Origin of the sequence: Rhizobium phaseoli (genome assembly GCF_010668805.1) — a bacterium.
GTDB classification, from domain to species: domain Bacteria; phylum Pseudomonadota; class Alphaproteobacteria; order Rhizobiales; family Rhizobiaceae; genus Rhizobium; species Rhizobium phaseoli_A.
The window spans coordinates 383469-408854 of sequence record NZ_WUFT01000002.1; the positions used below are offsets into that span (position 1 = coordinate 383469).

Below are 25386 nucleotides of genomic sequence, written 5' to 3' on the forward strand. Positions count from 1 at the left end.
AAACGCCACCATGCCGGTTTTCGCCGCCAACCTGACGATGATGTTCAACGAATGGACATTCCTCGATCGCTTCGACGCCGCAGCCGATGCCGGCTTTGCCGCCGTCGAATATCTTTTTCCCTACGAAGCTGCGCCGGAGGCAATCGCCGAAAGGCTTGCCCGCAACAATCTGCAGCAGGCCTTGTTCAACCTGCCGCCGGGCGACTGGGCGGCCGGCGAGCGCGGCATCGCGGCTCTTCCCGGACGGTTCGATGCGCTGAAAGCCGATGTCGAGCGGGCACTCGACTATGCGGCGGCGACCGGCGTCAGGCGGCTGCACCTAATGGCGGGCATTGCCGACCCTCGTGACGAAGACGCCTCCTCATCGTACCGGCGCTCCGTCGCTTATGCTGCCGGGCGGCTTGCGGAAAAAGGCATCGATCTCGTGCTCGAGCCGATCAACTGGCGAAACATGCCGGGCTATTTCCTCAACGACTTCGGCGTCGCCGAAAAGCTGATTGCCGAATCCGGCCTGGCCAACCTGAAACTCCAGTTCGACATCTATCATCGCCAGATCATCCATGGCGACGTGACGATGGCGTTGCGGCGCCTGCTGCCGATCACCGGCCACATCCAGATCGCCAGCGTGCCGTCCCGCAACGAACCAGACGGGGAGGAGCTGAACTATCCCTACCTTTTCGGCGAAATCGACCGCCTGGGTTACGACGGTTTCATCGGCTGCGAATACATCCCGCGCGGCCACACACTGGACGGCCTCGGCTGGTTCAGACCTTTTGCACGGAGCTAGACAATGGCCATTTTGCTCGGATCAATCGCCGACGACTATACGGGCGCGTCCGACCTCGCCAATACGCTGACGAAGAACGGTCTGCGCACGGTGCAGACGGTCGGCATCCCCGATCCGTCGCTCGCTCTGCCTGACGTGGACGCCGTCGTCGTTTCTCTGAAGATCCGCTCCGTCCCGCCTTCGGACGCCGTGACGGCCGCAACCAGCGCCGATCGATGGCTGCGCCAGCGGGGCGCGAGCCACGTTCTCTACAAGATCTGTTCGACCTTCGATTCCACCGATGTCGGCAATATCGGGCCGGTCACCGAGGCATTGAGCGATGCTGCGGGCGGCGGCATCGTGCTGGTTACACCAGCCTTCCCGGAAACGGGCCGCACCGTCTATCTCGGCCATCTCTTCGTCGGCGGACAGCCGTTGAACGAAAGCCCGCTCAAGGACCACCCCCTCAACCCGATGCATGACGCCAATCTCGTGCGGGTTCTCACCCGGCAATCGCATGGCGCTGTCGGGCTGATCGATCTCACCGCCATCGCCGCCGGACCCGGCACCGTCAAAACGAGGCTCGAGGCCCTCAGCGCAGCCGGCGTCACCGCTGCCGTCGCCGATGCGATTCTCGAGCGGGATCTTGAAACGCTCGGCGAGATCGCGCTCGAAACGCCGGTGTCCACCGGCGCCTCCGGGCTCGGCCTAGGCCTTGCCCGCGCGCTCGTCCGCTCCGGTCGGATATCGTCCAGCGGCGCAGCGCCGGCGGATGCCATTCGCCCGGTCGGCGGGCTTTCAGCGATCGTTGCCGGCAGTTGTTCCAAGGCAACGCTGCGCCAGCTCGACATCGCCGAACGGTCGATGCCCGTCCTGCGGCTCGACCCGGAGCGGCTGCTCGCCGGTCCGGATGAGATCGCCGCGGCGATTTCCTGGGCCGGAGACCGCATCGCCGCCGGCCCCGTCGTGATCGCCGCAAGCGCTGCACCCGAAACCGTGGCCCGGCTGCAATCCCTTTATGGACGAGAGGCCTCCGGCCACGCGATCGAGACCGCAACCTCGATCATCGCCGCCGAACTGGTGGCGAGAGGCGTGCGCCGGCTCGTGGTCGCAGGCGGCGAAACGTCGGGCGCAGCGGTCGACAGGCTCGCCATTCCGGCATTTCTGATCGGACCGGAGATTGCGGCCGGCGTGCCGGTGCTGCGCACGGTCGGCAATGCCCAGGGCGATATGCTTCTCGCTTTGAAATCAGGCAACTTCGGAGGCGAGGATTTCTTTGCGGCAGCGCTGGCGATGATGCACTGACCTGTCGCCAGCTTGACAGAAGTGCCAGCGGAAACAGAACCCGCCGGCACCGCCGATCTCCCTACCAGCACGGCGCTTGAACGCGCGGTATTCGACCTCATTATCTACCGCCTTCGGCAATGGCGTCCTTGCCATGCGCTGCCGCGCGCCGCTTCCGCCAAGGAACAAACAATGAACAACGCAGACCGGCGCGCGGGCGATGCAAGCCTCAGAATATCGCGAAACGGTCAGATTCGGTATTTTGTGCCGCCATACGACGCCTTTCAGGAGAATCCGGCGCGGTGCAGGTGACACACTACGGTCACTGAAGGGCTCGGATCCCGGCAAATGCGAGGCCTTCCATAGAAGAGCGGGGCAACGATCTCGCCAGCGGGAACAGAATATTCTTCTTCACCGTGCTCCCACTGGAGCCGAACACTGGGGAATTCACGTGAGCAAGAGCCTTCCGGAATTCAAATATATGACATTCGATGTCGTCGGTACGCTCATCGACTTCGAGAGCGGCCTCAAGACCTGTTTCGCCGAGATCGCCGCCGAGGCGGGAACGACCGTCGACGGCGAGCAGGCGCTGAGCCTCTATCGCGCAGCCCGCTACTCCGAGGATGCCGGCCTATTTCCCGACGACCTCGTGCGCGTTTACCTCGCGATCGCGCCGAAGCTCGGCCTGCCTGTGGATCGAAAATATGGCGAACGGCTACGGGACTCTGTGAAGAGCTGGAAGGGTTTTGCAGACAGCGCCGCAGCGCTGACTAAACTTGCGAAGGATTACCGCCTCATTGTGATGACCAATGCCCGCCGCTGGGCATTCGATTTGTTCGAGAAGGAACTCGGCAATCCGTTTTATGCTGCCTTCACGGCCGACGATACGGGCACCGAAAAACCCGATCCTACATTCTTCGAGACGGTCTTTGCCTACGTTGCCGCGGAAGGGCATTCGAAGGACGACATCCTGCATGTCGCCCAGAGCCAGTACCACGATATCGGGATTTCCCGGGAACTCGGGCTGGCCAATTGCTGGATCGAGCGGCGACATGCCCAAAAGGGTTACGGCGGCACGATCGAGCCGGTCGAGTTCACCAAACCCGATTTCCATTTCACGTCCATGGCAGGCCTTTCAGATGCCGTGGCTGCTGCACGCGCCTGACTTTAAAACCGGATCGGGCCTGCCCGAAACGGCAGCTCGCCACAGAAGAAAAGGGGAATGAGATGAACAACAAAATTACCAATTGGACCAGCTCTGACGACGCCATGGTCGAAACCGCCATCCGTCGTGGCGCGACCCGTCGCGAGCTGCTGCATATGATGCTCGCGGGCGGCGTAGCCATGTCCGCCGGCGGGCTGGTGCTTGGCCGCGCCGGCAAGGCGCTTGCGGCGACGCCCGTTTCAGGCGGCGCGCTCAAGGCGGCTGGCTGGTCGTCCTCCACCGCCGATACGCTCGATCCCGCCAAGGCGTCGCTCTCCACCGATTATGTCCGGTGCTGCTCCTTCTATAACCGCCTTACCATCCTCGACAAAAGCGGCAAGCCGCAGATGGAGCTTGCCGAGGCGATCGATTCCAAGGATGCGAAGACCTGGACGGTGAAGCTGAAGAGCGGCGTCACATTTCACGACGGCAAGCCGCTGACCGCCGACGATGTGGTCTTCTCTCTGAAGCGCCATCTCGACCCCTCCGTCGGTTCGAAGGTCGCCAAGATCGCCGCCCAAATGACGGGCTTCAAGGCAGTCGACAAACAGACCGTCGAGATCACGCTCGCCAGCGCAAATGCGGACTTGCCGACCATCCTGTCGATCCATCACTTCATGATCGTTGCCGATGGGACGACCGACTTTTCGAAGGCGAATGGCACCGGCGCTTTCGTCAAGGAGGTCTTCGAACCCGGCGTGCGCTCGGTCGGGATCAAGAACAAGAACTACTGGAAATCGGGCCCGAACGTCGATTCCTTCGAATATTTCGCGATCAGCGACGACAATGCCCGCGTCAACGCCCTGCTTGCAGGCGATATCCACCTCGCAGCCACGATCAATCCGCGCTCCATGCGCCTCATCGAGGCTCAGGGCGACGGGTTCACATTGTCGAAGACGACCTCCGGCAACTATACCAACCTCAATATGCGGCTGGATATGGAGCCCGGCAACAAGCGGGACTTCATCGAAGGCATGAAGTCTCTCGTCAACCGCGAACAGATCGTCAAGTCGGCGTTGCGCGGTCTCGGCGAGGTTGGCAACGACCAACCCATTTCACCGGCGAACTTCTATCACAATGCCGACCTGAAAGCTCGGGACTTCGATCCCGAGAAGGCGAAGTTTCACTTCGAAAAGGCAGGCGTCCTCGGCCAATCCATTCCGATCATTGCTTCCGATGCAGCGAGCTCGTCGATCGACATGGCCATGATCATCCAGGCCGCCGGCGCTGAAATCGGCATGAAGCTCGATGTCCAGCGCGTGCCGTCCGACGGTTACTGGGACAATTACTGGCTCAAGGCGCCGATCCACTTCGGCAATATCAACCCACGGCCGACCCCTGATATCCTATTCTCGCTGCTCTACACCTCGGACGCTCCATGGAACGAAAGCCAATACAAGTCGGAGAAATTCGACAAGATGCTGATCGAGGCCCGCGGTACGCTCGACCAGGAGAAGCGCAAGGCGATCTACAATGAGATGCAGGTCATGGTCGCCCAGGAAGCTGGCACCATCATTCCAGCCTACATATCAAATGTCGATGCCACCACCGCCAAGCTCAAGGGTTTGGAACCCAGCCCGTTCGGCGGCCAGATGGGATACGCATTTGCCGAATATGTCTGGCTCGAAGCCTGACAAAGTACCCGGGGGGGCCGGGGCTGCAATCGCGCCCCCGGCTTCCATTTTCATTGATTAAACTCAACTCGAACGCCAAAGGGAGCCGCGCGTGAACAACCAGGTCTTATCCCTTGTGCTGAGCAGATTGCTCATCGCCCTGATCACCCTGGTGATCGTCTCCTTCGCCGTGTTCTTCGCGACAACGCTCTTGCCGGGAGACACGGCGACGATCCTGCTCGGTCAGGCGGCCACGCCGGAAGCCGTCGCAGGTCTTCGCACGGCCATGCATCTCGACGAGCCGGCGCTCTTTCGTTTCCTGCGCTGGTCCGTCGGGCTGTTGCAGGGCGACCTTGGCACGTCCTATGCCAACCAAATGCCGATCGCCGACCTCATTGCCGGCCGCTTCGTCAACACGCTGAAACTCGCCGGCGTTACCGCGCTTTTCTCCGTGCCGATTGCGTTGACGCTCGGGATCACCGCGGCGATGCTGCGCGGCACGGTTTACGACCGGATCGTCACCGTAATCACCATCGGCGTCATCTCCGTGCCGGAGTTCATGGTCGCGACCTCCGCCGCGCTGATCTTCGCCGTCTATCTGAAATGGCTGCCGGCGCTGTCATTCGCCAATGAAATTCACAGCCTGGCCGACATGTTGCGGGTCTATGCCATGCCGGTGATCACCCTCACCTTCGTCGTCTCGGCGCAGATGATCCGCATGACGCGCGCGGCTGTTATCGAGACCCTCAACACACCCTATGTCGAGATGGCGTTGCTCAAGGGGGCCTCCCGGCCGCGCATCGTTTTTCGCCATGCACTGCCCAATGCGCTGGGTCCGATCGTCAATGCCGTTGCACTTTCACTGTCCTATCTGCTCGGAGGCGTCATCATCGTCGAGACCATTTTCAATTATCCCGGTATCGCCAAGCTGATGCTGGACGCGGTAGCCACCCGCGACCTGCCGCTGATCCAGAGCTGCGCGATGATCTTCTGCCTGGGCTATCTGCTGCTGATCACCATCGCCGATATCATCGCCATCCTTTCCAATCCGAGGCTCCGATGACCATGACCAGTTCCGAAACCACGTCCGGCCGGCTGTCCGGAACCCGGTTTGGCTACCGCTTCAATATCGTCGGAGCGATCGGCCTTGCTGTCATCCTCTCCTGGGCGCTCATCGCGATCTTCGCGCCGTTGATCATCCCCTACCCCGTCGGCGAGATTATCGATCTCGACTATTTCGGCCCGATGAGCCGGGAACTCTGGCTCGGCTCCGACTATCTCGGCCGCGACATGCTCTCGCGGATACTCATGGGCGCGCGCTACACGGTCGGCATCTCGCTGGCGGCGGTAACGATCGCCTGCTTCAGCGGCGTCGTGCTCGGCATGATCGCGGCGGTTGCCGGCGGCTGGCTGGACACGATCCTCAGTCGCCTCCTCGACGCCCTCAATTCCATCCCGAGCAAGCTGTTCGGCCTAGTCGTCGTCGCGGCCGTCGGCTCCTCGGTGCCGGTTCTGGTCATGACGCTATCGGTGATCTACATCCCCGGCGCCTATCGCTTCGCCCGGGCGCTCGCCGTCAACATCAACGCGATGGATTTTATTACGGTTGCGCGCATCCGTGGAGAAAGCACCCTCTATCTCATTCGTTCCGAAATCCTGCCCAACATCGTCGGACCAGTGCTTGCCGATCTCGGTATCCGCTTTGTGTTCATCGTTCTGCTGCTTTCCGGGCTTTCCTTCCTCGGCCTCGGCGTCCAGCCGCCCTATGCCGACTGGGGTGCGCTCGTGCGCGAGAACATCGGCGGCCTGCCGTTCGGTGCGCCGGCGGTGATGTTTCCCTCACTTGCCATCGCCAGCCTGACGATCAGCGTCAACTTGCTGATAGACAACCTGCCGCATAAAATTCGCGACCGGAGCGTGTCATGAGCAATTTCATTGAAATCCGTGACCTGAAGATCGAGGCCACCACCGATTCCGGCCGACGCGTCGAGATCATCAAGGGTGTCAGCCTCGACGTTGCTAAGGGCGAGATCGTTGCGCTGATCGGCGAGAGCGGCTCGGGCAAAACAACCATCGCCCTGACCCTGATGGGCCATACCCGTGCGGGCTGTCGCATCAGCGGCGGCAGTGTTTCGGTCGGCGGCAAGGACATGGTTACGCTCAGCGAGAAGGAGCGCGCCAAGGTGCGCGGCACCGAAGTCGCCTATGTCCCGCAATCGGCCGCCGCCGCCTTCAACCCGGCCATATCGATCATGGACCAGGTGATCGAAGTCACGCGCATTCATCAGTTGATGTCGCCGGACGAGGCGCGTGTCCGCGCGGTCGAGCTCTTTCGGGCGCTGTCGCTTCCCGAACCTGAGACGATCGGCAGCCGTTATCCGCACCAGGTTTCCGGCGGCCAGCTGCAGCGTCTGGCGGCGGCCATGGCGCTGATCGGCGACCCGAGCCTGGTCATCTTCGATGAGCCGACGACGGCGCTCGACGTGACGACCCAGATCGAAGTGCTGCGCGCTTTCAAGTCGGTGATGAAAAAGGGCGCCATATCAGGCGTCTACGTCTCGCACGACCTTGCCGTGGTCGCGCAGATCGCCGATCGCATCGTCGTGTTGAAAGGCGGAGAGACCCAGGAAACCGGCACCACCAAGGAAATCCTCAACAATGCGAAGCATCCCTATACCAGAGAGCTGCTCGCAGCCTTCGAGCCGAAATCGCGCGGCGTAGCAGGTGCTATGGGGAGCGCGGCAGCACCGCTTTTGAAGATCGACGATCTCGTTGCGGGCTATGGACAGCGCCAGGCCGACGGCCTGCCCCTCGTTCGCGCGGTCGAGCACGTCAGCCTGAAAGTTGAAAAAGGGCGCAATCTCGGCATCATCGGAGAATCCGGTTGCGGCAAGTCAACGCTCGCCCGCACTATCGCCGGCATCCTGCCGGCCGCAGTCGGCAAGATTGTCTTCGACGGAACGGAACTGCGCCGCAGCGCTCGCGAGCGCTCGCGCGACCAATTGCGCGAGATGCAGATCGTTTTCCAATATGCGGATACCGCTCTCAACCCGGCAAAATCGGTTGAGGACATCCTCGCCAGACCCCTGGTTTTTTACCACCGCATGGATCGGCAGGCCCGAAACATCAGGATCGATCAACTGCTCGACATGGTTCGCCTGCCCCGCAACCTGCGCCATCGCCGGCCGGGAGAACTCTCGGGCGGGCAGAAGCAGCGCGTCAACTTCGCCCGGGCGCTCGCCGCCGATCCGAAGCTGATCCTCTGCGACGAGATTACCTCCGCGCTCGACACGGTGGTTGCCGCCGCGGTCATCGACCTGCTCAAGGAATTGCAGCGCGAACTCGGCCTCTCCTACATCTTCATCAGCCATGATCTCTCGGTCGTGGAGGCGATCTGCGACGAGATCGTGGTGATGTATGGGGGCCGGAAGGTCGAGGAAATCACCCATTCGACGGTGAAGGCGCCGACGCACCCCTATTCGCAACTGCTGTTCTCATCTGTGCCGACGCTCGATCCGGCCTGGCTCGATGGGCTCCAGCAGGATCCCGAACTGGTGCGGGCCTATTGTCGGCAATGAGGGTCGGCGTAGCGATCCGCCTTCGTGACCCGGCCCACCTAAAGTATAAAATGGAGACCCTGCCATGCCTGCACCGCTCGATCGCGTGGACACCACGCCGGAGCTGCCTGCTGCCGCCGATGCGGTGGTGATCGGCGGCGGCATCGTCGGTGTTTTCGCGGCCTATTATCTGGCCCGGCGCGGATTGAAAGTCGCCCTCGTCGAGAAGGGCCTGATCGGTGCCGAACAATCGAGCCGCAATTGGGGCTGGTGCCGGCAGCAGAACCGGGACACCCGTGAACTGCCGATGTCGACAAAGAGCCTCGATCTGTGGGAGCGCTTTGCCGCCGAGACCGGGGAGGACACCGGCTTTCGCCGCTGCGGCCTCTTCTATCTCAGCAATAGCGACGAGGAACTGGCCGGCTGGGCACGTTGGCGCGATTTCGCCCGTTCGGTCGGGGTCACGACGCATATGCTGAGCGGCGCAGAAGCGACCGAACGCGGGCGCACCACCGGCACCTCGTGGAAAGGCGGGGTGTTTTCGCCGACCGACGGCACCGCCGATCCGGCCCGTGCCGCGCCGGCCGTCGCGCGGACGATCCTGAAGCTCGGCGGCACGGTGCATCAGTCCTGTGCGGCCCGCGGCATTGCCGTCGAAGGCGGCAGGCTCTCCGGCGTCGTCACCGAGCATGGGACCATCCGGACAAAAATCGCGATTCTGGCCGGCGGCGCCTGGGCCTCCTCCTTCTGCCGCCAGATGGGTATTCGATTTCCGCAGGCATCGATCCGTTCGTCGATCCTTTCCGTTTCACCAGGCGCGAGCGGCCTGCCGGATGCGCTGCACACATCTGCGGTTTCCGTCACGCGTCGCAGCGATGGCGGCTACACGCTGGCGATCAGCGGCCGCGGCCGCGTCGATCCCACCGCGCAGCAGTTCCGCTTCGCGCCGCAATTTCTGCCGATGTTTGCCCGGCGCTGGCGCAGTCTCGCACCCGGCGGCTTGGAGGGGTTTCGCTCCGGTCACGAGTCTCTGGCACGCTGGCGGCTCGACAGGCCGACGCCGATGGAGCGCATGCGCATCCTCGACCCTGCGGTCAATCAGGCCACCATTGCGCTTACGCATTCGCGGGCACTCGCGCTTTTGCCCGCCTTGAAGAAAACGAGCATCAGCGCGGCCTGGGCGGGTTATATCGACAGCACGCCAGACGGCGTGCCGGGGATCGGCGAGATCGCCACGCTTCCGGGTTTCATCATCGCTGCGGGCTTCAGCGGCCACGGCTTCGGCATCGGGCCGGGTGCCGGTCATCTGATTGCCGATATCGTCACGGGCGACGAGCCGATCGTCGATCCCCGGCCCTATCATCCCGCCCGTTTCGGAACGTCGGCCTGGGGCAAAGTGGCGGATTTCTAAACGCGGCTCGCAAGAGAACTTCATGGAAACGCCGACAAATTCCGTACCGGCGATAACGCGCTTGCCGCTTTAGTGCGGGATGATTTTTGGTGGGATCGCAATTAGGATTCCCTTTTTGGCACAAATCAGATTCATGCTTCTGGCCAGTAAGGAGGCCGGGCTGGATTGATCTGGATTTGGGGATTTCCCCGCAACCGGGCCTCTGCCGTCGCTGGCTCACGGTCGGGCAGCAGACGGATCGGTCGCCGATGCTCCAGGTCACACACGATTGTGCCATAGCGATGATTGCGGCGCCGGGCCTAGTCGTCGATGCCAATCACCGAGGGCGTGATCGACGGGGCAATCCCTGCCTGCGGATGACGCGGAGCAAGGTGTCGTTGCTGACGGGAGGCATGAGTCGCTATGCAAAACGCGCCGCCCGGCGTCCTCCAAGCGCGAGGCCAGATGATGGACGAGATGCTTGATACGCCCGGTTTCTGGGTAGGGAGGTAGCACATCTCCAAACCGCTCAGCGAATATCTGCCTGCCGCAGAGCACCGCGTCACAGGTGAACTTCCCGTGCGCACGAGAAGCCTGAGCGCCTTCCCGAAAAGGGGAAGTCCGCAATCTGGCGGAAATAGCGGCTTCGAACCGTTCGCGACATTCGTCCGCACGTGGCCGGCTCGGGAAAGCAAGATGCAGGCCCCATCGTCAATGTGGGTGATGCGTTCGGCGATGAAACCAGCCGGCACCAATCAGAGGGGCGACACGTGGTGCATCAGGCTGATTCCTTTGTGGAACCAGCAAGCAGCACCGTTACAACTGCGTCAAAAAACTAACTAAGAGCCAATTTTGGACGTCGATTGATACTGTTTACCGTGATCGAGCACCCTGAAGCCAATACTCTCCAAGCGAGACAAGCAATAGTTTTTTTTATTGTTGACACGCGTATAGGATGAATGCAAATTCTCCTTCGGTCTGCGCGATAGAGGGGTAGTTATCGTGTTGAGGGTGGCCGCATTTTTATTGTCTATTATACTGCTTGTTACCGGATGCACCTTCGGGAGCAAAGATGTGGGCGTCGGACAAGATTTGTATTCAAGGCAGACGCCTTTGGATACAAACAATCTATCATCTTACTTCCATCAATTGTGCGCGCAAGCGCGTTTGACTGGAAGCAACTCGTCCGAAACGTGTTCCGACTATGGAGAAATTGTTCAGACAGGATTTAATGACATTGACCAAAGGTGCGATCGCTATCTTGCTTGGATAGATATCAAGCGAACCGAAGCATTGCGCGTCAAATCCGGCATCGCATCGCTCGCTTTCACCTCCACCACGGTACTCACTATCGCGAATGCCGGATTGGACACGATCGGTTACGTCGCGGCAGCTCTCGGGCTCGCGGTCTCCCTTTATGACAACTACAATAACTCGCTTCTTATCGGGCTCGAGAGTACCACGATCAAGCAGATCGTGTACCAGCGCCGGCTCGAGTACCGTCGCCAATTCTCCGGATTGAATTATCAACGGACACCAGAGATGGTTTTCGCGCTGCGCGGCTACCTCCGCATTTGCACCCCTCAAACGATCGTCTTGGACGCCAATACTTACGCGCTGTCGGCAGCCACTGGTACGCAATCTCCATCGCTGAAAGAAACTATCGGCCAAGAGGTCGACGCGCTCAACATTTCAACCGGCAAAAAACCGGTCTCACCTTATAGTCCGGGAAACCAGCGGGTCGGTCGCCAAGCGGTAAAATGCTCTGAATGTAAGGGCTTGTTTCCGGATGATGCTGGCTTCACTTTGACGGACGTCAAAGCTGTGCAGGCGGGCGTCTGCGTTCCAGACGACGGAAAGCCAGGACAAAGCACGCTGGCGGGAGTTGAAAATTATCGGCAAACGCAAGGGCGCGATCGGACCGGGCCGATTACCGAAGCGGAATATTCCGACATCGTCACCTACGGTTGCCAACCTGGAGACTTGGCTAAGGGCATCGGCAACTTCTTCGAGGCGGTTAGCTATCGTGACAAGCCAGACAGACTGAAGCTGCTGGTGAAGAGCTTGAACACATTGCAGCCCTCGCCGCTCTTGGACCAAGACGCTACTGATCTCACCTCGCAAGCTCTCAGGGAAAAAATCAAACTAGCACGCGTGGCATATCATCTGAAAACGGGAGATGCGACACGTGATGGTCTTATGTCCCGCGATCTCGAAAGACGGATTAATCAGGCGGCACGAACAGCGAGCAGCTCAGCTCAGGGGGCACAATGAAACAGGCATTTGTCGTGATAGTGCCGGACGCCGACTCGCCCTGCACCTTGTCGGAAGCCAGAGTGGATGCCGATCCGATCGACGTACTCACCGCAGGCGACCTTGTATACATCGAAGAGACCATTGAATCTGAGGCAACAACTCCCTCCGGATGGAGGGAAGCAGAATACCGACCGACACCTACGGCGCTGGGCTCACCCGGCTGGCTGCAGACGAAATTTATAGGTTCCCCTGCGGTGATGGCGGTGCCTCCGGTGGCCATCGCCGATTTCGTACGTCGGTGCGGACGTGCCGAAATTGCGGCCAACGCTGGCGGGGCACATGGTGCGCCCGCGATCCTGGCCGATTATCTACTAGCCCTTGCGGAAATCGAATCCGAATTTACGAAATTCGAGAATCGCCTAGCCGGAACATCGGCAGTCGGCCCCTTTCAGATATCGGAAGAAGAATGGACAGAATTCCTGCAGGCGAACCCCGATGGCGACTTCTCTCCCTTTCAGCGCTTTCAAGCCTTAGCGCAGGTGCAGTGTGCCGCTTACCTGACCCAACGAGATTGGAAACTTCTCCAACAGGAAGCCAGCACCGCGGCTATCGAAGAGCCCCAACAGGAGTACATACCTAGCTTCCTTTTATTGTTTCAATCTCGTTTAGTCGGAGCGAAAGCTGCCTTTGCTATCAACAAGATCCACGCGAGCGATGAGTTGCACCAGCCCCTCGAAGATGCGTTGGCTAAGTTCTACCCGGACGCCGCCGATCTCGGTGCTTTGATCAAGAGACGCCGCAGATTTCTGAATCAAGGTTCGATTGATGTTGTCACAACGGTCGACGAGTTCGTGGAAAAGACCGCCAATATCCTTGCGGACGCCTTCAAGTCAGCCTTCGGACTACTGAAAATTCATTTTCCGGAGTTTGTCGCGCTGCCGACGGCCAGCGACGATAAGCCGTGGCTTGCAACGGCCCAAGCTGAGGAACTTCTATGGAAAGACAGTCAGCTCACCGAAGATACGGCGGCCGGCAAGAAGCGGATCAAAGAGTACTTCAGTGCAACGTCTTATCATCCGGATTCCGTTGAACCGTGGTGTGGCGCGTTTGCCGCTTGGTGCATGTCGCAAAACCAAGCACCGTCGGTGGAAGGCGCGGCCACGGCAGCGAACTGGAAGAATTGGGGAACGTTGGAACTACGCAAAGGCTCGCTTTACGAGCAGGGAATCCAGAAGACATTGGCTGGCGCAGTTGTGATCTTGCATGCCAGCAAGGACACAGGAACAACGGGGCATGTATGCTTCGCTATCAATCGCCTGGAGACGTCCGACAAGATAAAGTGTGTAGGCGGCAACCAGAGGAACACGGTCCGTACCGACTCGTTGGATATCAGCCGCATCGCATCGATCAGGTTGCTGGTCCCGATCGTTCCTCCAACCGGCGACGACCAGCTCATTTTGGCCCGGACGATTTTCGGCGAAGCTGCAGGTGAACCCGTAGAAGGCAAAGAGGCCGTTGCCGAAGTCGTTGTGAATAGGGCAGCCTCCGGACGATATCCTAAGTCAGTTTCGTCCGTCTGTCTGCAACCGTATCAATTCTCCTGTTGGAACGCCAACGATACGAATCGGAGGAAGATATTGTCCCTGTCTCCCGGTAACGGGAATAGGGCTTTCGACGTCTGTTTCGATGTAGCCGGCCGCGCCCTGAGTGGAACGATCCATCACTTCACCGATGGCGTCTTACACTACCACGCCGATTATATCAGCAAGCCCAGTTGGGTGATCGACTCACCCCATGCGGTGATGGAGAGGAAAATCGGGCATCACCTGTTCTATAGCGGAATTTCGTAGCCGCGGTCCGCAATACCAGTCGAATAGTCAGCATGGAGGGGTGGCGTAAGGGTGTAGCTCGATGGCGGCGGTCATCGGCTTTTTCCGCTGGGGTCGGGTTGTTCAAGTACACCTGATGGGCCACCGATGACCAATGACATGATGAACCTCCGCTCTCTGGTTGAGAAGAGCGCAGATGGTGCAGAATGAGGGATAAACGTCACGAATGTAACGGTTTCGCGTAAGGCATTACCTCGTCGACGATATAGCTATAACAACTTTTACTTGACTAGATGAAGAAGTACGCTTCTAATGTGCTTGCCAAATGGTAATTCCGGCTTTTTTGGGGGAGCCATAAATGAATTTGGCTCAACACCTGGAAAGGGCGATCGATAAATTAACGCTTGTCGGAGCGGTAGGTATAGCCCTCACGATAAGCTTTCTTCTATGCCTATTCAGCTTTTTCATTAAGATTGGAATTTACGTCTACAACCCAGATATTCCTAATAAGGAAGTGGGATTTCTTTCCGCACCAAACTGGACCATCGTATATATGGTCCTGTTCCCATTATACTTGGCCTTTTTCTCTACAATCATTTCTTCTATAAAGGCATTTTTCAATAATTCTGTCGCCTATCCCGAGTTACGCGTCATTACCGGTCCGGGAGGGGTAGCTGTCGATGCCGAAACGGTTGCGGGCGCTTGGGACATTCAGCTGAAAAGGCTGTCAATTCTTGTCTTGGTGCTTTTCCTTGGAGTGACAGTCTCCTCGGGGCTGCAGTGGTTCTACGCCTGTTTCGAGCCGTTTTGGAAAGCGAGGCACGGTGTCCCCGACTTTCTTGGCGGTGAGGTTTGGGACTGGTCGACGGTGCCCTATCAGCGCAAAACTCAGGCGACCCCCGAAGCGACAGTTATCTTTACCGGCATAGCCTATTTTTACATGGCTCTCGCACTGTTTATCTATCTGGCCATCCTGGCTTATTGCGCTTATTTTGCATCGTTCATTTCGCGCTTGGCTGACGATACGGATAGATTGCGTCTGGTCATTCGCGGGACAGAGCCGACGAATTTCCTCGCGGAATTTTTTACCTATGTATACACGCTTGCCTTTTTAGGCCTGTGTGCCGGCTATTTCATGCGGCTTCAGGCGTCGTATCTGAGTTCAGACCGAACGACCATTGTTCGTTATTGGTTTTCCGATGTTCGTTGTGTCCTTTACACGCAATGCAATTCAATATCGGGACTTCAAATAACAGCTTCTTCTTTCACAAGCCTGCTGGAGGCCACGTACACGCTTATCATGCTGGCGGTTTGCATCATGGAACTCGCCAGGACATATTCGCGGTCGAAGCGCTATTACCTGCAGAAGATAGGCGACCCCGCGTGGCGCCGGACGATGCGGATCAGGTATGATGCGGAATTTATTTCCGATTTGAAAAAAGAGAGCTTCCTGAGGGCGGTCATTCCCCACTACCCTCACCTGGCAATACCGATCATCCTTATGATTGCCGCGATCGTGTTTCCCAACGTGGGCACCCTGTTCGTCCTCGCCGTTTTATATGCCGCGGTGACCCTGGTGCGCGGCAACCCCAACCAATGGAATCGCGCACTGCCGGAAGCGGAGCCCGAAGATTCCCCGCATTTCAAGCCGCTGGATATAAGCGACAACGACCGGGAAGATATCATTCTTCTGCTGCAGCATCAGGCTTCCACAATCCCATTGTCAGACGGCTTCTATGTCAACGTTGTCGACAGGGCAGACATACCCGCCGAATACAAAAACAACATAAAGATGAAATTGAAGAAAAGCCAAGATCCTGCCGTTGCATTGGTAGACGCAACCATCGATCAAGGGCAGAATATTCCGCAGTTGGATGTCGATAAAAAGAATTCCACCATATTGGGAAGCATACTTATCGCACTCAAGGAGCAAATTGGGCTAGATTTTCAATGTATTGTTGTTGAAAAACTCCAAAAATGCAGTCTAATCGCCAATCAACTTTGGCTTTACCAACTGAACCAGCAAACCTGCGGTTTGTTACCAAGGCCATACCCATGAATATGGATTTATCAATCAGGGACCTGATCAAAAGCATGGAATGGAAGCACAGCGACAAAGAAGGGCTGATCGATTTGTGGATGAGCGCGGCCATCAAAGCGCCCCCTGAGCAGAAAGGGATTCCTTTTTTTAGGGCGATGGTTGATGCCGCCGAATTAAACGACGATTTTCGAGCGGAGATGGCCAACCCGTTCAAGGGCGGTGCCAGGGACGACGCGAGAACATTGTTCGTCTGGGCTCAGGGAAAGGGAGTGAACCCGGCAAATCCAAAATACACAACGCTCGGGAGCATCATGTATCCAACCCTCTTCAGCTTCGGGGTGGAACAGGCGCGATTAACTGCCGCTCTCATCGTGAAGTACAAGCTCATCGTTGACCCAGGGGAGCGCCGGCTTTTTACAGCCAGATTTCAGGTGCCTGTCCAGGTGCCTGTGACTGGAGAGGATTCTGCCGCGAGCGACCTCGCGGTCGGCCCGGATTTCTCCTGGAGCGGCAGCAACGATGCCCTGCAACTCCAAAAACTCTTTCACCCCGATCCGCTTGACTGGGATGTTGGATTTCTTACGCGCGCGATCACCGCCTCGTCCGGCGTCTGCCGCATCGAGATCAACGGTGCACCCGGAGGAACCGGCTTCCTTATCTCACCGGATCTCGTGGTCACCAATTATCACGTTCTCGGAAAAACAGATGCCGAGATCGACGCCACGGCACCGAACGTCAAGCTGCGCTTCGGCGCCTTGACCAACGAAGCAGCACAAGAGGATGAAGGGCAGCTGGCAGCGCTGGATGCTGCGTCGCCGGTATTATCGAGGAGCCCTGTCGAAAAGCACGATTTCGTCGTGCTGAGGACCGATACCTCAAAATGCAAGGGCACGAAGCCGGTAACATTGCAAAAGACGGCTCCGGCGCAGGATTCGAATCTCAGCGTCATTCACCATTCGGGCGGCCAGGCCATGCGGCTTCAGTTCAGCCCGAGTGGCGTTTCCACGGTCATGGAGCCGCAGGGAAAGCTTCAATATGCCAGCCGCACGACCGGCGGTTCGAGCGGATCCCCTTGCTTCAACGACGACTTTGCCGTGATTGCCATCCATCACGCCGCACGTTCGAAGCTATGGGGTGTGGCTGGAGAAGGGATTCTTATCTCTGCTCTCTACGAAGATGAACAGGTAAAACAATATCTTGATGGGGGAGAATAATGGGCAGACGTGTTGTAACAGTACAATTAATGGGGCCTATCAACGCACCGGTTGATACTTACTTCGATAAGGTCGTCAAATATATTCCTGCAGATATAATTGCAGCCTGGGTGACGGTGGTCGGGCTGGTCAAAGGGGCGGCAGGCGTCAACGTGCAGATGGTGATGTGGATTGCCTTCGCGGTAGGCGTGATCCTGACTCCGTTATGGACATGGAAACAGACGTCCTTAGCAGGCGCTCCGCCCGTAAAGCGCCAGATCGCTATCGCGACGGCTGCCTTTGTCGTGTGGACGATAGCCTTGAACAGTCCGCCATTTGACGGCTTCACCCCGCTCTACGGATCGCTCCTTTTGATCGCCTATACCCTGGTCGTCGGTCTGATCGACCCTCATTAAACGATGAACGAGCCTTCGGTATGGTCGACGATCGATCGGCCCGCTTCATCGCCCGATGAGGCCCGAATGCCCATGAGCCTACAATCCGGAACATTAGGTCGATCGGACGTCAGACGACGATTGGAGCGGGATCGTGTTTCTTTTGGAGAGGTACTTACGCAGAAAGGAAGAGGAGCTTGCCCTGGTCGATGAAGACCAGAAAGATTGCGGGCGGTTCCGTCTGGGCGCATTTACCGGAATTGGCGACGATGAATTCGACAGCATCGAAAGCATGTCGGCAGCCGTGCAGCATGCGGTCGATCGAGCCGACGAATTCTATGCCGGGATCAGCGATGAGGCCAGCTTTCGTGTCGAAGGAACACGCCTGACATACAAGAGCGTCTTTGCGGACGGGTCCGCAAACGACAGCGTGCATGTCGATGTGTATTCGCGGGGACATTCTCGGGAACGAGCCGTAATAGTCGTCCCGCACTGGAATTCCGCCCCCGGGGCCTACGCTGCGATCGGAACGGTTCTGTCGTTTGCCGGCTTTACGGCATATGTCGTCACGCTTCCGCATCATGGAAGCCGCGGAGCATCCGACGCATCCAGGATTGCCAACGATTTCCTGAATGCCGACCTCGGCGTCGCCATACGCTCAGTCCGTCAATCGGTCTGCGACATCAGATCGTTGATCTCCTGGATAAGCGGCAAGGGCGCGAAGCAGATCCATGTCGTCGGCGTAAGCCTGGGCTCCTGCATCGCATCCCTGACCACGGCATTCGACCCCCGCGTATCGAAAGGCTGTCTGCTGCTGACGGCGGGCGATTTCGCCGAGACGATCTGGCGAGGAAGGGCAACGAAACATATCCGCGCATCGATCGATGGACATATAGACCTGGCTCGGCTGCGGCAGATCTGGGCAATTCTCAGCCCCTCCAACTTCGTGGGGCGTTTTCGCGAAAATCGCAGCAGACTCCTGATGATCTCGGGCAAGATCGACGAGGTCGTTCCCTACGACACGGCAAGCCGTTTCGTCGACGAGCTGCGCGCGGCCGAAACCAGTCCGGAATGGTTGATATTGCCGTGCGGACACTACACCTTGTCGTATTTCCCGTTTAGCTGGCTCTCGCTGATCCGCACCATAAGGTTTCTGCGGGCAGATTGACGGACGTGCGGCCATCGTTGGGCCGCTGACCAGAGACCCTTTCTCCCTCCAGTTTTCGGCAGAGTCTATTTTTTGAACCACCCCCAACTCTGGACCAGCGCAGGTTAGAGCGGTTCAACTTTTCACAGAATCAGAACCGTTCGAACCTTTGTTTTTACGCAATTCTCGGCAAAAGCGCTTCGTGCTTTGCCTGGGAAAAGCGGGGACAACACTTGTCAGGAGGCGACAGATAAGAGCGACGGGGCTGCGAACGACTCCCTGCGGCTGTCTGCGGTCTGGAAGCGGGAGATGCGCTCGTTCAGCAATTCCACCTGCTGTCGAAGCCTGTGAATTTCCGCGGTGTTTTCCTCCACCATGGCGGCGTTGTGCTGGGTGATATGTTCGACGTCGCGAACGGCGTTGTTCACCTCGTCGATGCCCTTGTATTGCGTGGTCGTCGAAGCAGAGATGACCTGCACCAGTCCGTTGATCGAAGTGAAGTGCTCCATGATGGCAGAAAGCGCCTGGCCGGTCTCCTCGACGAGCTTGACGCCCGCGCCGACCTGCGATGCGCTGTTGGAGATGAGATCCTTGATCTCGCGGGCAGCCTTGGCGCAGCGCTGGGCAAGCTCACGCACCTCCTGAGCAACCACAGCAAAACCTCGGCCGGCCTCCCCGGCGCGCGCCGCTTCCACACCAGCATTGAGAGCAAGAAGATTGGTCTGGAAGGCGATCTCGTCGATCACGCCGATGATGCTGGTGACCTTTTCGGACGACCGATTGATGGCGCCCATAGCATCGACGGCTTTCGCCACGACGGCTGCGGAATGCTCCGCCTGGCGGTGCGCTTCCGCGACCGAAACCGACGTCTGACGCGCGTTTTCAGCGGTCGTTCGCACGCTGTCTGTGAGTTCACCAAGCACCCGCGAGCTCTCCTCGAGTGCTGCGGCCTGCTGTTCCGTGCGCCGCGCCAGATCGTCGGCGGCTCCTGAAAGATTGGTGCTGCCCTCGGCGATCTCGTAGGTCGTGTTGCGAACCTCGGCGAGCGTCAGGCGCAGTGCATCGATGGCGTGATTGTAGGTTTGCGCCATGGCGACATAGTCTGCGGCCAGATCCTCGCTCATCTCGGCGGCGAGATTGCCATTGGCAAGCTTGCCCAGCATTTCCGACAGCGCCGTCAGAGCCTCGCTCTGTTCCGCCTCGATGCGCGCCTGCTCGGCGGCGCGGCGGGCCTGTTCCCGTTCGTCCCGCGCCCTGTTTGCCTCGGCCACCTCTTCCAGCCGGGTCTTCTCAAGCGCCTGATCGCGGAAAACGGTCACCGAGCGGATCATGTCACCGATCTCGTCTCCGCGCTTGCCGTCGCCGATGGCAACGTTCAGATCGCCGGCGGCAAGCCGCATCATCGTCTGGGTGATCCGCTTCAGCGGCCCGCGCAGCGTTTCGATCAGCATGAGGCCGCCGATGATCGCAAGCACGGTGCCCGCGATCATCGCCGCGAGTGACATCGTCGCCGAGCGCTGGCTGATTTCCTTGCCGCTCTCCTGCGCCGTACTGACGAATTGTTCGAGCGTGTGGCTTGCGTCGGCCACAAGTGCGGTCGCCGCCTCCTTGTCCGCACGCCAGCGGTCGGCGATCGATATCAGAAGCGACGTGTCTTTCTCGATCGTCGCAAGGGATGGCTCGATCTTCTTGGCAAGATCCTGCAGCGCGGCATTTTTGCCGCTCAAGGGCACAAGCTTTGCAGCGCTTTCACGCAGCGTCTTGAGGTCGGCGAGAGCCGCATCCCGCGCCTCGGCATCGACGCGTCTGTTCAGTTCGCTTAAGTGCAGGCGCAAATCGTCGATCGATTTGAAAGCGGCGTTGACGATGGTCACCATCGAGCGAAGCGTTGATATGCTCGCATCCATGCCGGCAAAGCGCTCGATTGCGGTGTCCGCATTGTCGGAGGCGAGTTTTGCAAACAGCTCCTGAAGGCCCTGCAAGTCCTGATCGACGGGAGCGTAATTTTCGAGCGACAGGCTGCTGTCCTTGGCCATGCCCGCGAGCTTCTCCAGCATCGGCTTCAGCGCCGCAATCTGGCTTTGGGCCTTCTCCGACGCAAGCGCCGCGCTGTCGCCCATCTCCTTGACGAGCGGCGGCAGCAGGCTGGCGATCGCCTGGGCAAGCTTCTGCGGGTCGGCTGCCCCTCCGGTCGCCTTGCGCAGTTTCGCAATGCGTCCAGCCAGATTCTTATAGGCCGAGGCGTCGAGAAGAAGCGCCCGGACAAAGGCCTCCTTGCCATTCGCCTGATCCTGGAGAACGTCGAGCTGTTTGCGGGCGGTCTGGCTTTCCTTGAACAGCTGGGCGACCGCATCGTCGATCGCCTGTTCGTTGCCGGCGCGCTCCTGCGCCACCGCCCAGAGCGCGTCGGCGCCGCCCTGCATCTTGCCCCCGAGTTCGCGCACCATAGAAATCTGCTGCTTCTGCGCGGGATCGGAGAGCATCGCATCGAGCGTCGCAGCGCCTTTATTCTGATCGGAAATGCTGGCGATCAGACGATCGCGGGTGGCGGCAGTGGGAAGATCGGTAAAGGCGGTCAGAGCGGATCGCAGTTGCTGAAAGCTGGAAAGAGCTTCGATCGTCTGCCGGGTCAGGGTCATCTGGCCGTTCAGCGTACCAGCGGTGAAATAGCCGAAAAGACCGATGCCGGCGATGAGGACGATCAGCGGCACCACGAAGAAGAGCACCTTCGTCACGATCCGCATACGCTGCAACAGTCGGTCAATCAACGCCATAAGGAAGCCCCGCCCCAGGAAAATTGCCTGATTCTCCGGCGCGGATCCCTCGCCTCCGCATGCATCACAACCTCTATGTCGGGAGTAATGGCTATGCTGGACTTGCGAGGGTGGCACCTGATGGCACCAGGCTAGTGATAACTGCTAAAAAAATGGTCAATGGTGTCGAGTTTTGGAGAACATGTGATGAGGGCGCATTGCCGACGCCCTCATCACTATCCTCAGCCAATGGCCATTAGGCTGGCATTACCGCCGGCGGCGGCGGTGTTGATCGAGGTCGATACCTCCTCCAGCAGCCAGTTCAGGCAATAGGCCTCGGGATCGCCCGCCAATTCCTCGCTCGTCGCGGCCTGGACGAGGAGAAGTGGACCGGGCAGGGCAGCAATCCGCCGATTGACGACCAGAACCCTGTCGTGATCCCCTTCGACGAGTGCGCCCGAGAACGGCCCGTCCTTTTCCCAATCCGACGTCCAGGAAACGCGGCCGGCGACAGTCGCCGGCAGATCCGTCAGGGCCGATTTCGATAGGGAAGCTGCGTCCACGACGATGTGGTTGCCGGTCGACAGGGCTGCAGCGATCTGGCGATAGAGCCCGCTTTCCGTCTGCGGCACGGCAAGAATGCGGCCGCGGGGATGGAGCGCATAGAGATTGAGTTCGCCGACGGGGCCGGTAAGCTCTCGTTCGAGCCCGAGCGCTGAACGGCTCGCATAGCCGCGCGCTGCTTCCCCCTCGCCCGGCAAGCCCTTTTTGTCGAGCCAGACGATATAGTCGCGAAGAGCAAGGTCGGTGTGAACAGAATCCTGCTGCGGCGGCACCGGAGCACGCTGCACCAGCCGGCCGATATAGAGCGGACCGCCAGCCTTCGGACCGGTTCCCGACAGGCCGCGGCCGCCGAAAGGCTGAACGCCGACGACGGCGCCGATGATGTTGCGGTTGACGTAGAGGTTGCCGGCCTTGATGCGGCTGGTCACGTGCGCGATCGTTTCGTCAAGCCGGGTGTGAAGCCCGAAGGTGAGGCCATAACCCGACGCGTTGATATCGTCGATCAGGCGGTCGAGCCCGTTTCGCTTGAAGCGGACGATATGCAGGACCGGTCCGAAGATCTCCCGCGTCAGATCCGAAAGCGACTTGATTTCGATGATCGTCGGCGGAACGAAGGTGCCGGCCGTGGCAGTTTCGGGCAGCGGCAGTTGATCCACCTTGCGGCCCATGCCGCGCATCTGCTCGATATGCTGGTCGATTTCGGCCTTTGCGCCATCGTTGATGACCGGCCCGACATCGATGCTCAGCCGGTCGGTACGGCCGATCGTCAACTCGCGGAAGGCGCCCTTCAACATGGCAAGGGTCCGGTCGGCCACATCCTCCTGCAGGCAGAGAACGCGGAGTGCCGAGCACCGCTGGCCGGCGCTGTCGAAAGCCGAGGCAATGACGTCGGCCACCACCTGCTCGGCGAGGGCCGAGGAATCGACGATCATGCCGTTCTGGCCGCCGGTTTCGGCAATCAGCGGGATCGGCTTGCCGGTCGAAGAGAGCCGTTCTGCCAGCTGCGCCTGGATCATCCGGGCGACTTCGGTCGAGCCGGTGAACATGACGCCTGCCGTTTCCTCTGCGCCGACCATGCCGGCGCCGAGGCGGCCGCTGCCAGGAACGAACTGCAAGGCGCCCACAGGCACGCCGGCCTCATGAAGAATTTTTACGCTCTCGGAAGCGATGATCGGCGTGACGCCGGCGGGCTTCGCCAGCACAGGATTGCCGGCCACCAGTGCGGCGGCAACCTGCCCGGTGAAAATCGCCAGCGGAAAATTCCACGGGCTGATGCAGACGATCGGGCCGAGAGGCAGATGCGACGGCCCGAGGGTCTTGCGCGCCTGTTCGGCGTAGTAACGCAGGAAGTCGATTGCCTCACGCACTTCGCCGACGGCATTGGCGGCGGATTTGCCGGCCTCGCGGATGATGATGCCCATCAGCGTCTTGATGCGGGCCTGCATGATGTCGGCCGCCCGTTCCAGGCAAGCCGCACGTTCGGCCGGCGTCACGGCGGCCCATTGCGGCGCATGCTCGGCCGCCATCGCAACGATCCGGGCTGCTTCCTCGACCTTCAGCTCAGTGACCGTGCCGACGATGTCGCGATGATCGGCAGGATTAAGGACGTCACGCGTCACCCCATCCGTGGAGCCATCGGCAAGGATCGGACCCGCATGCCATGGGCTTGCAGCCGAGGAAACAAGTGTCTGCGCCAGATCGGAAAGGGTTGCCTCGTTCGAGAGATCGAGACCGTCGGAATTGGCGCGGGCACTGCCGTAAAGCGCCTTCGGCGAGGCGATCTGCGCGTGCGGAACGCCAACGACCGGCATGGCGGCAACGGTCTCGGCGGGATCGGCAATCAGCGCCTCGACGGAGACGTGCGGATCGGAGATGCGGTGCACGAACGAGGAATTGGCGCCGTTTTCCAGAAGGCGACGCACCAGATAGGCGAGCAGCGTCTCATGCGTACCCACCGGCGCATAGACGCGGCAGGGCCGGTCGAGCTTTCCCTTGCCGACGACCTCGTCGTAGAGGGGTTCGCCCATGCCGTGCAGGCACTGGAATTCGTATTTTCCGACTGCGAAATCGGGACCGGCGAGATGATAGATCGTGGCGAGCGTCTGCGCATTGTGGCTGGCGAATTGCGGGAAGACGGCATCCGGTGCGTTCAGCAGCTTGCGGGCGCAGGCGATGTAGGCGACGTCGGTGTAGATCTTGCGGGTATAGACCGGATAGTCGTCGAGGCCATCAAGTTGGGCGCGTTTGATCTCCGCATCCCAATAGGCGCCCTTGACCAGACGCACCATGACCCGGCGCCCTGAACGGCGCGCGAGATCGATGATATAGTCGAGCACAAACGGGCAGCGCTTGCCATAGGCCTGGACGACGAAGCCCAGCCCGTTCCAACCGGCGAGATCAGGGGCAAAGCAGAGCTCCTCGAGCAGATCGAGCGAAAGCTCCAGCCGGTCGGCCTCCTCGGCGTCGATGTTGAGGCCGATATCATAGGTCTTGGCGAGAACGGCCAGCGCCTTGACCTTCGGCAGCAGCTCGCCCATCACCCGGCCGGCCTGCGCCCTCACATAGCGGGGATGCAAGGCCGAAAGCTTGATCGAAATACCAGGGCCGTCATAGATGCCGCGTCCGTTCGAGGCCTGGCCGATGGCGTGGATCGCCTTTTCGTAATCCTTGAAATAACGTTCGGCATCGGCGGCCGTCGTCGCAGCTTCGCCCAGCATGTCGTAGGAATAGCGGAAGCCGCGCGCTTCCAAGGGACGAGCGCGTTTCAGCGCCTCCTCGATCGTTTCGCCGGTGACGAACTGCTCGCCCATCATGCGCATCGCCATATCGACGCCGCGGCGGATGACCGGCTCGCCGGCGCGCGCGATCAGTCGCGTCAGCGCCGCCGACAGGCTGCGGTCGTTGACCGTCGAGGTCAGCTTGCCGGTGACGACGAGGCCCCAGGTGGCGGCGTTGACGAACATGGATTTGCCGCCGCCGATATGCGAGGTCCAGTTGCCCTCGGCGATCTTGTCGCGGATCAGGGCATCGCGGGTGTCGGTATCGGGAATGCGCAGCAGCGCTTCGGCAAGGCACATGAGCGCCACGCCTTCCTGGCTGGAGAGCGAATATTCCTGCACCAGGCCTTCGACGCCGGTACCCTTGTGTTTGGCGCGCAACGCCTCGATCAGCGTGCGGGCCGTGCTGCGAATGTCATAGCGTTTCGCCTCGGAGACGCGGGCGGCCGCAACGAGCGGTGGCAGGCATTCGGTTTCCGGGCGGCGATAGGCCGCCGTGATTGCCTGACGAAGCTCGGATTGCGGTCGGATCGGTGGGGCAAAACCGGAAAACGGCGCACCATCGGCGGGATCATTGGAGGATGCGGGATCGATCGCTGCGTTCAACATGGGAGTTC

The 25386-nt window shown here is 59.8% G+C and carries 16 protein-coding genes; 14 read left to right on the plus strand and 2 right to left on the minus strand.

Annotated elements, in window-relative coordinates:
* Positions 1-10: 10 nt before the first annotated feature.
* From otnI to GR197_RS05015, 14 genes are all read left to right on the plus strand, one after another.
* The gene (gene otnI / locus GR197_RS04950) at positions 11-787 is read left to right on the plus strand and encodes a 2-oxo-tetronate isomerase (RefSeq protein WP_164007139.1); all 777 of its coding nucleotides are present in this window, start codon (positions 11-13) and stop codon (positions 785-787) included.
* Between the two features lie 3 nt (positions 788-790).
* Entirely contained in the window at positions 791-2071 is a 1281-nt protein-coding gene (gene otnK / locus GR197_RS04955) for a 3-oxo-tetronate kinase (RefSeq protein WP_164007141.1), read from the plus strand.
* 430 nt (positions 2072-2501) lie between these two features.
* Positions 2502-3215, plus strand: a complete 714-nt coding sequence (locus GR197_RS04960; protein ID WP_164007143.1) for an HAD-IA family hydrolase — start codon at positions 2502-2504, stop codon at positions 3213-3215.
* A gap of 62 nt (positions 3216-3277) precedes the next feature.
* Positions 3278-4888 (plus strand): ABC transporter substrate-binding protein, encoded by a 1611-nt coding sequence (locus tag GR197_RS04965; protein ID WP_164007145.1) that lies wholly within the window; start codon positions 3278-3280, stop codon positions 4886-4888.
* 91 nt (positions 4889-4979) lie between these two features.
* Positions 4980-5930 carry an ABC transporter permease subunit gene (locus GR197_RS04970; RefSeq protein ID WP_164007147.1) on the plus strand — a complete coding sequence of 317 codons (951 nt, stop codon included), beginning with the start codon at positions 4980-4982 and terminating at the stop codon, positions 5928-5930.
* The gene (locus GR197_RS04975) at positions 5927-6793 is read left to right on the plus strand and encodes an ABC transporter permease (protein WP_164007149.1); all 867 of its coding nucleotides are present in this window, start codon (positions 5927-5929) and stop codon (positions 6791-6793) included. Before GR197_RS04970 ends, GR197_RS04975 begins: the two co-directional genes overlap by 4 nt.
* The gene (locus GR197_RS04980; protein WP_164007151.1) at positions 6790-8445 is read left to right on the plus strand and encodes an ABC transporter ATP-binding protein; all 1656 of its coding nucleotides are present in this window, start codon (positions 6790-6792) and stop codon (positions 8443-8445) included. The genes GR197_RS04975 and GR197_RS04980 overlap by 4 nt, the downstream gene beginning before the upstream one ends.
* A gap of 64 nt (positions 8446-8509) precedes the next feature.
* Complete coding sequence (locus GR197_RS04985; protein ID WP_164007153.1) at positions 8510-9835, plus strand: NAD(P)/FAD-dependent oxidoreductase; 1326 nt, start codon at positions 8510-8512, stop codon at positions 9833-9835.
* Between the two features lie 1053 nt (positions 9836-10888).
* Positions 10889-12088 carry a hypothetical protein gene (locus GR197_RS04990; RefSeq protein ID WP_164007155.1) on the plus strand — a complete coding sequence of 400 codons (1200 nt, stop codon included), beginning with the start codon at positions 10889-10891 and terminating at the stop codon, positions 12086-12088.
* Complete coding sequence (locus GR197_RS04995; protein WP_164007157.1) at positions 12085-13920, plus strand: cell wall hydrolase; 1836 nt, start codon at positions 12085-12087, stop codon at positions 13918-13920. The genes GR197_RS04990 and GR197_RS04995 overlap by 4 nt, the downstream gene beginning before the upstream one ends.
* A gap of 337 nt (positions 13921-14257) precedes the next feature.
* Positions 14258-15958, plus strand: coding sequence for a hypothetical protein (locus GR197_RS05000; protein ID WP_164007159.1), 1701 nt, complete (start codon positions 14258-14260; stop codon positions 15956-15958).
* Positions 15955-17154, plus strand: coding sequence for a trypsin-like serine peptidase (locus GR197_RS05005; protein ID WP_164007161.1), 1200 nt, complete (start codon positions 15955-15957; stop codon positions 17152-17154). Before GR197_RS05000 ends, GR197_RS05005 begins: the two co-directional genes overlap by 4 nt.
* Positions 17154-17549 (plus strand): hypothetical protein, encoded by a 396-nt coding sequence (locus GR197_RS05010; protein ID WP_164007163.1) that lies wholly within the window; start codon positions 17154-17156, stop codon positions 17547-17549. Before GR197_RS05005 ends, GR197_RS05010 begins: the two co-directional genes overlap by 1 nt.
* 133 nt (positions 17550-17682) lie before the next feature.
* The gene (locus tag GR197_RS05015) at positions 17683-18696 is read left to right on the plus strand and encodes an alpha/beta hydrolase (protein WP_164007165.1); all 1014 of its coding nucleotides are present in this window, start codon (positions 17683-17685) and stop codon (positions 18694-18696) included.
* Positions 18697-18911: 215 nt separating this feature from the next.
* On the opposite strand, the gene GR197_RS05020 is transcribed toward GR197_RS05015, so the two are convergent.
* Together GR197_RS05020 and putA are read right to left on the minus strand one after the other, a co-directional pair.
* Positions 18912-21449, minus strand: a complete 2538-nt coding sequence (locus GR197_RS05020; protein ID WP_164007167.1) for a methyl-accepting chemotaxis protein — start codon at positions 21447-21449, stop codon at positions 18912-18914.
* 221 nt (positions 21450-21670) lie between these two features.
* Positions 21671-25378: a trifunctional transcriptional regulator/proline dehydrogenase/L-glutamate gamma-semialdehyde dehydrogenase gene (putA, locus tag GR197_RS05025; RefSeq protein WP_164007169.1), complete on the minus strand. Its 3708-nt coding sequence runs from the start codon at positions 25376-25378 to the stop codon at positions 21671-21673.
* Positions 25379-25386 lie beyond the last annotated feature (8 nt).